The 11,319-nt window shown below is 33.3% G+C and carries 9 protein-coding genes; 6 read left to right on the top strand and 3 right to left on the bottom strand.

Annotated elements, in window-relative coordinates; translation table 11 throughout:
• The 3 genes from HGG78_RS17795 to HGG78_RS17785 form a co-directional block, all read left to right on the top strand.
• Positions 1 to 632: hypothetical protein (locus tag HGG78_RS17795; protein WP_216835660.1), on the top strand; the 632-nt coding region annotated here is incomplete at its 5' end.
• A gap of 236 nt (positions 633 to 868) precedes the next feature.
• A complete protein-coding gene (locus tag HGG78_RS17790) occupies positions 869 to 1,609 on the top strand; it encodes an endonuclease (RefSeq protein ID WP_172533686.1) in 741 nt (246 codons plus the stop codon).
• A 23-nt stretch (positions 1,610 to 1,632) separates the two neighbouring features.
• A complete protein-coding gene (locus HGG78_RS17785; protein ID WP_172533685.1) occupies positions 1,633 to 2,748 on the top strand; it encodes a hypothetical protein in 1,116 nt (371 codons plus the stop codon).
• Here HGG78_RS17785 and HGG78_RS17780 read toward each other — a convergent pair.
• Both HGG78_RS17780 and HGG78_RS17775 read right to left on the bottom strand, forming a co-directional pair.
• A complete protein-coding gene (locus HGG78_RS17780) occupies positions 2,723 to 3,697 on the bottom strand; it encodes a hypothetical protein (RefSeq protein WP_172533684.1) in 975 nt (324 codons plus the stop codon). The genes HGG78_RS17785 and HGG78_RS17780 overlap by 26 nt on opposite strands.
• 3 nt (positions 3,698 to 3,700) lie before the next feature.
• Positions 3,701 to 4,231 (bottom strand): hypothetical protein, encoded by a 531-nt coding sequence (locus HGG78_RS17775; protein WP_172533683.1) that lies wholly within the window; start codon positions 4,229 to 4,231, stop codon positions 3,701 to 3,703.
• A gap of 540 nt (positions 4,232 to 4,771) precedes the next feature.
• Here HGG78_RS17775 and HGG78_RS17770 point away from each other — a divergent pair.
• The 3 genes from HGG78_RS17770 (at position 4,772) to HGG78_RS17760 (ending at position 10,962) form a co-directional block, all read left to right on the top strand.
• A complete protein-coding gene (locus tag HGG78_RS17770) occupies positions 4,772 to 8,065 on the top strand; it encodes a hypothetical protein (RefSeq protein WP_172533682.1) in 3,294 nt (1,097 codons plus the stop codon).
• A gap of 125 nt (positions 8,066 to 8,190) precedes the next feature.
• Positions 8,191 to 10,332 (top strand): hypothetical protein, encoded by a 2,142-nt coding sequence (locus HGG78_RS17765; RefSeq protein WP_172533681.1) that lies wholly within the window; start codon positions 8,191 to 8,193, stop codon positions 10,330 to 10,332.
• Positions 10,333 to 10,389: 57 nt separating this feature from the next.
• On the top strand, positions 10,390 to 10,962 hold the full coding sequence (locus tag HGG78_RS17760; RefSeq protein WP_172533680.1) for a hypothetical protein: 573 nt from the start codon (positions 10,390 to 10,392) through the stop codon (positions 10,960 to 10,962).
• 140 nt (positions 10,963 to 11,102) lie between these two features.
• Here the strand turns inward: HGG78_RS17760 and HGG78_RS17755 are convergent.
• The coding region (locus HGG78_RS17755; RefSeq protein ID WP_172533679.1) for a hypothetical protein at positions 11,103 to 11,319 on the bottom strand (217 nt) is incomplete at its 5' end.

Here is an 11,319-nt window from a genome sequence, read left to right as displayed (position 1 = left end):
CTTCTGAACTATATAAAACGATGTGCCAAGAGGAAACACCCACGCTTATGTTAATTTCATTTCTATACTGTTTATTTGGTGCATTGATTTTAACGAATGTAAAATCAGAGAACTTGATAGATGTTAAGCCATCTTTCATCATAATACAGTTATCTGTAATTGGTCTTTTTCATATCTATACATCAGAGAGATTCCCTTTCAAAAGTCTACTTAGAGAAAACAAATTAATCACTCAAGCAATGATTATAGTAACTTTTTTTGACCTGTTGTTTATTTGGTCATACTCGCCAAGGATTATGACTTCCAATAGTCTTATGGAGGTAGTTCTTATCGGTTTACCTGCATTGAAATTCAGTGTGATTATCTATGCTATAGCATTGAACAGAATCAAAAACGAAGCGTTAGAAACTAATGAGAAGCCAATAAGAAAGGAGAATGATATGGGATTCATTACAGATTTAGAAGCAGGAATATACAACGAAAATGAAGAAGAACATGATGAAAATGAGTGCGAATGTGGAGGTCTACTTGAACACGATTATGAACTATCAGTGATCAGCGATTTGTGTAGTCAAGATGATCAGATCGTAATGACTTGTAGTGAATGTGGCACTTCTTACCATTGTATTTAGTTTGAAATTTAGAACAAAAAAACATCTCAATTAGGAGATGTTTTTTTTTACAAGGTTACACTTATCAAAGAAATATAACATCTGCTTAAAATGTTATATTTATATTGAACATTATTTTAGAGCTTTGTAAATAGCAAACCTTGAAAAATATTATAATACAATCAGCAAAGGTGATTCTTTCCCTGCTATAGTTGATATTATTTTAAAACACATTCGCTATGATACGGACTCATCATATGAAAAAACTAACCTCTTCTATCTTTGCCCTACTGCTACTTACTCCTTTATCATCTTTAGCTGCAAACCAAACCATTGACTCGTTCAGTAAAGCTAAGAAAACCCTTGAACGGGAGGTATATGCCGATCATAGGGTTACTTTATACTGCGGTGCTGAATTCGATAGTAAAAAACTGGTTACGCCTCCTGATGGATTTCACACAGATAAATACGTTAAGCGTTCTAAAAAAATAGAATGGGAACACGTTGTTCCTGCTGAAAACTTCGGTAGAACCTTCTCTGAGTGGCGAGAAGGTAATAAGGAGTGTGTTAGTAGCAAAGGAAAGAGTTTTAAAGGTCGTAAATGCGCTGAGAAGGTGAATAAAGAATATCGTTATATGCAAGCTGATATGTTTAACTTATACCCTGCTATTGGTGCTGTGAATGCCTTAAGAAGCAACTACAACTTCACGATGCTACCTGATGAACAAAGTGATTTTGGTTCTTGTGAAATGAAGATCGAAAACCGCAAAGCAGAACCACCTGAAAGCGCAAGGGGTCGTATCGCTCGAACTTATCTTTATATGGAATCCACGTATAGTCGTTACAGTATGAGCAAATCGCAACGACAACTCATGAATGCGTGGGACAAGATGTATCCTGTTGAACAATGGGAGTGTGAAAGAGCTAAAAGGATCACTGCACTTCAAGGTAATACAAACGGTGTTGTTCAAGACAGGTGTGATAACATTGGTCAATAAATCATAGGGTTGATACTTCATAAATGAAAATAGATATTAGCGATGATAAAATTTCGGACTTTAGAGACTTGGTTAACTCTAACTCACATTTCATCTGCCAAGAATACCAGAACCGAAACGGCAAAAATCTATGGAACTTAATCTGTTCATGTATGGATTGGCTTACTGTTTCTGTAAGGCACTTAGAAAACCTACCAGACAAAGACGACAACATTGATGTTCGTGTCATGCGTATGTTTTCGCTGATCTCTTCAATCGACCTTGTTTCTGAATCAATTACTCAACTCCATCGAGTATTCATTAATCCTAAAACACTTCCTTTTTCTGGTGATAGAGAATGTTTTTCAGATCGGCTCTTTGATGAAGAAGATGATAATACCTATTTCAAATCTATCAGGGCTTGCTTTGGTGCTCACCCTGTAAACTTGAATAACTCTGGCAGTAAACGGTTTGCAAGTTGGCCTTTTGATAGTCATATGAACAGTGGTGAATTAACTGTCCATTTATACAGTAACAAGGTGGGTGAAGCTGATTTACCTATGCACCTTAACGCCTCTGAATTGAGCGCCTTCTTAATCAAACGATATAACTACCTTGACGTTATATCATCTAAAATTAATCAGCTTTTTGAAGAATTTAAGATAGAGTTATCTAAAAAGCCTATTGCCACTCAATCAGACCCACTTGAAATGCTCTACATCTTGAGAGATGAATCAAAAGCAAGGCTAGATAATGATTATTATAACGGTGTGATTGGTGACTTAATTATCATCTTTGAAGCAAGTATTGATGATCCAGAATTGAGAGTTATCGAGTCATCTTACAAAAATTCACTTCTCCCGTTGATTGAAGAAATCAAAAAAAATCTTCAACAAGTTAACATTGAAGATCTTGATAATGGACACCTTATTTCTCCTGAATCAGCATTAAGGAAAGAGCTAAGTTATGAACTAGGAAAGTTCTACTCTTGGGTTCATGGTGAGAAGTATGATCCACTCTTAGATTACTATTTGAAGAGGTTTAACACAGCAACCAATGACAGGTTTAACTTTTCAACGGAAGATTCCGATAATGAGCTTTTTCTAAAACTAAAACTGATGTTATCGACTGCTCTTACAGAAGCAGTTCCACTTGATTAAGAGTAACAGATTTGAGTTTTTTTCTAAGATCAAAAACCGCTTTAATTTTGTCCTTGGCTGTTGCTTTTTCGTCATTAAACTTCAAATGACAGTCTTTAATGCTGGTGTTTAAGTCGCTCATGTTTGATGTGAATTGAGTGATTAAATCAAGCTTCTCAGGATCGTGCGAGTAGGTATAAATATTGATATTTTTCAGTTTATCGAAAACCAAATCGTGATTGAAATAGAACGTTTTTGGTTTTGATAGAGTCTTAATCATCTTCTCTAATTGTTTCTTTTTAGCATCAAGAAACTCACAGTTTCCATTCCCATTCTTAACTGTTTCAATCGCCCCGATAGAATCTAAAAGTGATTGAAGAATTGGACTCAGATCAATCTGTTCTTGATTCAACGGATGTGAATTTACTTGTTCATCAACAGACGTTAAATCACCAATCACCACTTTTTGTTGAGTTCGTTTACCTTGTTTTTCCTTAGCCGATTTTAGTCTGACAAGTATTGATTTTTTCAATTCATTATCGTGTGGCAATGGTGTGATTTTAGGCGCACCAACTTCAAAATCAAACTTAACTAATATCTTAGTTAGTAGCTTTAAACACACATCACTTAATTGATGATGTGTTGCTTTCATCGACTTTAAGAGTTGTATTAAGTCGTCAATTTTTCTGTTGCTATCAATCTCGATAACTTTATATTCTGAAGACTTGTAATTTCTTATGAAGAAGTTATCGAGTTGCTGAATCTGCACAGCATTAGGTTTGAATTTAAGTTCCTGATTTGCATAATCACCGACTTCCGTAGAAGTTAGAATGATAGGTTTGTAGTGAAGAACATCTTTGAAAAAAGTAGTTCGTTTTTTGTAACCTAACTCTTTCACCAAGTCGTTATATAACGTTTCTTCGTGCGGATTTGATGAGTAGTTAAATGGCTTGTGTTTTGATTTAGCCATAGGTTACACCTGTTCTTTATCAACTGATTTTGTTGAAAAAGCCTTTATGTAATCTAACAGTTTTTGCTTGTCTGCTTCGCTCATTCTCTTTGAAAAAATCTCTATAATAATTAAACAATCAAGCAAGCTTCTAATCTTGAATTTGAGCGTTTGGAGTAGCTTATCAATTTCTACAGATTCGTTTTTCTCAGCTTCTTTGCTGCTGTTTCCAATCAGTTCTTCGTCCTTCCTTACTAGCTCTTCGCACTTTGAAAAGAAGTGGTGATACAAGCTTGATGATGTTGAAATTCCCTGGGTCCCTTTAACATCAGAAAGAGCTTTGTTGAACTCGTTGAAGTCGTTCTTTATCAACGAATCAATCATAGTAGTTAGACGTTGTTTCTTATCTTCTGGTTGTGAATCAATCATCCCTGTAAGCATTGAAAGCTGTTCTTTCATCTCGTCATATCTTGTTTTTTTGAATGTCTGAACTGGTTTGATGCTTTTTGCTTTAAACACTTTCTCTAGAGTTTTTACTGCGCTAAATTTCTTCATATTTTTATCTCCTATTTTTTCAATATGATTTGTTTTAATCCCCTAATATCTAAATAATCACAATTCAGAAAAAGATCAAATAATGCATATAGAATAAAGATAGAAAAAGAACCAAACACCGACCGAAGGGAGTAAATAATAGTAAACATATAGGGAAAATAACGAAGTGATTTGGAAGTATGTTTGTTATTACTTTAATTCACTTGGAACGAAAATAAAACATAGAGGGGCGAAGCTACTCTCTGTATTTTATAGAGTAGGAAAGTGTTGTCTTGCCCTAATTTCTAAAAAATCTTTTATATGCAATCCTCGGAGTTATTCAGATTTCGAGAAATCTGAGGTTTATAACTCTAGCTTTTGGTTTTGTGTTTTTCCTGATCTTAAAGGTTATAGAAAAAACATTATTTAGCACAAAAATATTTCAGAGTATGAAATCTATCTTTTGCGTTGTTTAAAGTAAAATCTTTAATTCATATTTTGCGTTTCTTGTAAATATCTCTGCGTATGTTTTATTTAGTATATTAACAAGGAGATATTATTTTGAAACATTTAATAATTATATTTATGTCGCTAATTACATTAGCAACAAATGCTAACGCTGATTCTGGGGAGATACAAAATTGTATCCCTGCTACACAATTCACCATGAAGTTACAAAATGGCTTTCTCAAAAGTGATTTAGATAATTACAGTGCATTTAAACCATGTGATAACGTCAATGATGCAGATAAGCTTATTTCTGAGATTGAACTATTCGCAACAAAAGATGATGTTAAGTTTTCAAAGAAACTTATTCAGAAAGGAACTCATAGGTATCAAGATGTAGAAGATGCAATGCCTGAAACAAACGTCAACAAAACATTCATCCAATGGTGTGCGATCATATTCTCAGGAATCGTTGCAACGTATTTTACAGTCGTTGGTATTATGGCACTAACAACAAAAGATTATATGAAAGGCGGTCTATTCACAGTCGCAGGTGGTTTGATTTCTTATTTGATGTATAACTTTACAACTATCTTAGTTTACGTTTTCGTGTGGCTTGACGGTTGGACGAACCACATCAGTTTAGAGAATGCAGCATTCGATGATTTTGAAGCAGTTAAGAATGCGAACTTTGAAGATATTGCTCCTGCATTACATAAAACAAACGCTCTTCTTGCTGCATCAGTTCAAATGACTTCACTAAAGAATGAAGTTACAAAACATCATTTGAGAAAAAGATTGTTTGGAACTCGTATGGCTCTTGATGCGACAATTATGGGTGATGAATCAAATACAAAATGGCCTACGTTCGAAGAATACAATGAATACAGAAAACATTGTGAGCAACTTGATAGAGCTGAGACAAATTCAGAGTTGAAAATTCATGTTATGAATTTCAATTTTTCTTACGTTCCTGTTACTGCTGAAATGAAAACGGGCGGAGACACGTCTGAATGGAATTGTTCTGATCATTTTGGTAAAGAGACTATTACAGCAAACAATCATTCCAAAACTTCCACGACAATTACAAGATTCCTTGAAGGTTTACCTGAAGCAGACATGGCGACTGATTTAAATATAACTCAAGAGATGAAAGCTGCATTCGACAAAAAAGCAGGAGAAGCAAATTTACTATTAGAAAAAGTTTCTGAAAAAGCTTCTGAAAATGTTCAGTTAGTTGAATCAGAGTTGCAACTTGCACTTGCAGCAATTAAGGATGCTGATGCGAATAATCTTGATGAACAAGAAACTTCAAGTTACGAAACACTGGAAGCAAGTCATACAATGAGAATGGGTGATATTTTTAATTTCTCAATTGATGATATGTCTTCTATAGATCAAATAACTTTATCAGCGGTTGCAGCTCAACAATTCAAAAACGCAACGTTAGCAGGATACAAACCTAGCAACGGTTCTGAGATTGATTATGTCGATGATAAATACGAGATCGGATACTACTATTTGTTTGATTTTGTAAATGAGTCTTCTCGTCTAGCACTAGAAAAAGACTGCATCAGAACGGATGGTTATAGTGGTTCGGGTAATCGTTATCAAGATAGAGTTGATTATGCGAACATCTACAATGATTACGCTGATGAACCTTTACATACTTTAGGCACTTTCGGAGGTCAATCAGAAGCACACTGTTATAAATTCGTGGGTGATAAGCTTGTTGCAGGTGCAAATCCAGCAGACCTAAAATCACTAGAAAAAGAAATTGACCAAAGAAACAGAGCTGTGATGTTGTGGTTAACTGCGATGGACAATGCAAGCACTAAATTGATTCTTGATAAACCTGATTTAAATAACGAATTGCTTTTAGATTTCCTAAACACATTAGATACATCATTCCAATCAACAGTTAATACACATTTGGTCTTCACTGATTTGAAACAAAAACTGATGCAATCATTCAATACTGTAGAAGATAGTTTCTATGCTGAGTTTGATCTGGGTTACTTGTATAAAGACACTTTAGAAAAACAAGTCTACTTCAACTTCGATAAGTTTTATGAAAATGTTGAACATCAAGATTTGGATCAAATCATCTCTTCTTTAGGATTAACGTATTTTGATATGAGCGAGTATTTCAAAGATACAGCTTATGCTTTAGATGAGTTAGAGACAAAAAGGAAGCTTGAAGCAAAAGGTAACTTATCTGAAATGATAAGACCGATTTGCCCCGTTCTTGATCCTAATGGAAAATGTGTAGCGAATGCAATTCAAGTTGCTTCTGGTCTTCAACAACAATTCATGCAAACTACTTTATACCTTACAGCATTTAAAATAGGAGCTACCGCAGGGGCAGAGATTTGTGATCTAACGTCTGTTGATGTGGGTGGAACAATGAAGATGAGTAAAGGTGGTCTGGTAGGGCAAGCTATGTGTGCAATCATGTATGGTGCTGACGCTATCGACAACACTATAGTAACACCTTCGTTAGTCGTTACTGGTGCAATCACAGTTGGTTTAAAGGTAAGCACCCTTGTTCCTTCCATCGGTGATTTATATTTACTATTTTTAGTTACCTTAATCGGTGTTGTGTTTATCTTTGTTTTTCCTCCGCTAGTCGTTCTATTAATGTGTAGAAACTTAATTGTGGTAGTAACAAACTATGATGAAGAAGATGCTTTTGAAAAACTTATAAATTTCGATAAAGCGATAAAATTACTTAAATCATTCGGTATCAGCATTATGGTAATACTACCATTAACAGCTCTATTCTATCACTTTCTAACAGCTTCATATGGCGGTGCAATCTACGATTTATTCATTAAATATTTTGATGTAGAAACAATCATCTTCGTTCAAATTGCAATTGTAATAGCATTAGCAATATCTATGATCTACTACTTCATCAAGTTCATACCATCAGTAATTGTTGATACTAAAGATTATATTCATAAGATTTTTGAAACTGAAGCACCGACAAGCAGAGAATCATCTGATGCTATGGCTGCCGCTGTAGGTGGTTATCTACTGCATGACGTTAAGGACAACTTAGGTAAAATTGCAAATGCACCAACAAACTCTATGAAAAATATGGGACAGAAGAATTTAGAAAAGAAAAAGGCAGCGATGAAGAGTAATGTTCAACAGCACAAATCTGTGAATTCTAAAATTGATAATGAATCAGATACTCCAATCAAACCTGATTCTAAGAAATCTAAAGAATCTAAAGAATCTAAAGAATCTAAAGAATCTAAAGAATCTAAAGATGATTTAAAATCCCCAGAATTAAAACAAGAAGTATCTTTTAGAGTAAGGTCTGACAAAGATAAGAAAGATATAGATGATTTGTTAGATAGTATAAATAAAAACAATCCCAAAAACGGTAAAAAAGATTAAAACTTTTACATAGTGATTGAAATTAAAAAGACTGTATTTGCAGTCTTTTTTTTGCCTTAAATTATATCTAAATTGAAATATTTTAATCATATGGTAATTCTGAATACAACAAAGGAATACTCTACATGAATAAAATTATTATAATACTCACATTACTTCTAAGCATGAATTTATCACACGCTGAAAGATTTGGTGATTCAGCTCGTATAGATAGTTGTAACTATTCTTCTGACTCAAATATTAAATCTATTGTTGAAGATGCACAAGAATGTTTAGAAACTGAACTTTCCAAAGAAACAGAAAACAATGCTTTAAATAGCCAAATACTTGAGGATGTCCCTTCTGACTTAAAAAAAGCATTTGATTTTATGATGTATTTCAATGCAGCGATACTCGCCTTTCTTATTGGTTTTAGATTATATGAATCATTAAACCCAAAGGTTAGAGGTCATAAAAGTAAAAAAATCATTGATACAATAATCAGGGCTTCATTGATGTTTGGATTTGCGACAATCGTTTCAGACATTGAAATTAGTAAAAAGGTTATAAATACTGGTTATGTTGGTATTGAAAAAAATATTATTTTACCCTTGGAAGTATATAACAAAGTTAAACAACAATCAGATATTGCAAAACAACGAGCGATAGAAGCTAATCAATCTACAATCGCAAATAAAATCATTGGTGTAACAAGATCTATGGTAAACACTAAAATGTGTGTTACCGCTTATGAAACAAAAAAAATGAGTTCATATGGTCAGAACGACATAATAGTTGATATTCCTATTATTGATAGACCAAAAGACTATGTGCCAGAACGAATCGAAATCTCCGATCCATTGCTCGATTGTATCTCTGAATTTGAAGAGATGAACAAGCATAAAACAATTTCTGATCTAGGTAATCGAATGTTAAGTTCTGCTTCTGTCGCTTACTGCTCTAATCTTTTTGATGGTAATTTAATTGACTGCGGTTCTCAGTATTTTCACGGTGATAGTGCGTTAGTTCCTACTTTGCTAAATGAATATGCAATCAAAATATCAGATTTAACCAATACATTTCATGAAGTTAAATGTAAAGAACTAGAAGATAAAGGTTTAGAACAAACTGAGTATAAAACTTTTTGTCGTGATTATGATGATTTTGGTATTTTATACATTGATACAGAATCAGCTCCTTCATTAGAAGAATTTGAAACAAGTTTTTCTGAATTGGTTGAAGAGTTTGTTTTAGATTATTCAGCAATCCTTGAATCTGAGATAATGATCAAGAATCTTCCACAATCTGATTCTGAGTTGTATCTAACATCGTTGTTTGATCAAGCTCTAACAACGATGAAAGTAGAAAATCAAGATGATGGTTACACTTCTTCAATAAACGAGCGTTTAGGCGAAATTAATTCAACTAAACCCACAAAATCAAGCTTCTACAACGGTTCTGATACTGATGATGAAATTACGCATTACAACCATATAGAATCAACCGATGATTACTTCACATATCTCAATTCCCAAATCCAGCCGTTCTTCGATGATGCGACTAGCTTTGCTTCTCAAATGTTAAAAGATTATGCGTGGGTAACTGATCCAAAACTTTTGAATGGATATTATAACGGTGAAGATTATGTTGTTTTCCCAAATGTAATTGCTTCCTTGCAAAACAACAAAGCAACAATTTTTGCGCTTGGAACTGGTATAAAATTTTCTACAAGTTACTTGAAACAAAAGTTCAAAGACCAAGGTAAACCTCTTGATAAAATATCAAAGCTTGAAACTTTAGGTGTTCTTCTGATTTTCATATCATTTCTTGAACCTATTTTATTAATCGTTTTGTTCTCAATAATCTTTTCAATGTGGTTTCCGATGTTAGCAAGCAAAGTAATCAGAATATTTATAAAGTTCTTTTCTGTCTTTTATGCGAAATTTGAAACTGTTTCTTTAGCTGATGAAGTTAATGAGCTTTGGTTCAATGCAAGCACAATCTCAGCATCAATAATCTTACCTATCGTGGGAACTTCAATCTTTGCAGTCCTAATGCAAGAAATATTAGATAATATTTGGATACTAACAAATAACTATAATTTATTAACAGCAATAACTTATTTGTGGATTCATGTTGTTCTACAATTCATATATGCATTTGCATTTATCTGGTTGATATATTTCACAATTAATAAATTCAACACAAAACAAAAATCTGAATATAAGAATATTGATAAAGATCCAAAATCCTATGCACAGACAGCAAAGAAACTTTTGGGAAAGTGATTTGCATTTTCACATAGGCCAGATATGATAAAAATATATCTAAAGGAGAATAATAATATGAAAGTAAAAGTTACAACAATCGTTTTGATTAGTGCCTTGGTCGGCACTGTTCAAGCACAAGACATAGATTTCAGTCTATACACAGAACAATGTGTTAATGATTATAAAGCAAACCTTGCTCTTACAGGTTCAAGCGACATAAACGGTAAGTATCTTAAACAAGTAAATTCAGAAACACTTAAGTATAAATCTATCTACTTTAAACCAGATCTAAATTTCGGAGTATATTTCAATGAAGGTTTTGGTAAACCTATGTTAGTTTCTACTTATGATCTAGAAAATGATGATAGTGTTTATCGTTTTTACAGTGAAAAAGATAATTCTTCTGGTCGCTCTGGTAAGATGTATCAGCTTAAAGATTTAGGTAATGATGAATTTAGTTTTAGTATCTTTAAAAGATCAGGTGGAACTAAGATTGATGGTAAAAGAGTATCTATCTTTGAAAAGCCTGTGAAGCTCAACAAATCGAAAAAAGAACCAATTTTTGAAGCTGTTTTTAAAATTGATGAAGATAAGAGTGAGGATTTATATCAAGTTCACACACAGTTTCCTAAGACTTGTTTAAAGTAGTTCTAAGGAGAAAAATACAGAAAATCAACGTATTATAAGCGTTGTTTTTTTGGGTTAGATAGAAAGGAGTAAGAATAAAATTTAGGCGCAAAAAATTGAACCAGATAACAAAGCTGGTTTATATTCCATCGTTTTTTTATTTATGATGGTATTAAAATGGAAAATGCTTTTTTAACTGTTCCTGTGATAATGTCAAAAATTCCAACCACAAGTTTATAAACGCCTACTGCTGCAAGGGCTAAAACGCCTACTGCTGCAACAAACATTGCAACGTAAATCGCTAATTCTGTGCTTAATCCTGCGCTAATCAAACCAATTACAGCCAAAATGATTAATGGTAATTTTGCTTTTCTGATC

It is taken from the genome of Vibrio aestuarianus, assembly GCF_012395185.1.
Classification (GTDB): Bacteria; Pseudomonadota; Gammaproteobacteria; order Enterobacterales; family Vibrionaceae; genus Vibrio; species Vibrio aestuarianus.
The sequence above is the reverse complement of the archived record's forward strand: the minus strand, read 5'-3'. Positions and strand labels throughout refer to the sequence as shown.

Excerpts from the sequence above, each read along its gene's own strand:
- HGG78_RS17760 (WP_172533680.1), top strand. The coding sequence starts at position 10,390 with ATGAAAGTAAAAGTTACAACAATCGTTTTGATTAGTGCCTTGGTCGGC.
- HGG78_RS17780 (WP_172533684.1), bottom strand. The coding sequence starts at position 3,697 with ATGGCTAAATCAAAACACAAGCCATTTAACTACTCATCAAATCCGCAC.
- HGG78_RS17775 (WP_172533683.1), bottom strand. The coding sequence starts at position 4,231 with ATGAAGAAATTTAGCGCAGTAAAAACTCTAGAGAAAGTGTTTAAAGCA.
- HGG78_RS17790 (WP_172533686.1), top strand. The coding sequence starts at position 869 with ATGAAAAAACTAACCTCTTCTATCTTTGCCCTACTGCTACTTACTCCT.
- HGG78_RS17765 (WP_172533681.1), top strand. The coding sequence starts at position 8,191 with ATGAATAAAATTATTATAATACTCACATTACTTCTAAGCATGAATTTA.
- HGG78_RS17785 (WP_172533685.1), top strand. The coding sequence starts at position 1,633 with ATGAAAATAGATATTAGCGATGATAAAATTTCGGACTTTAGAGACTTG.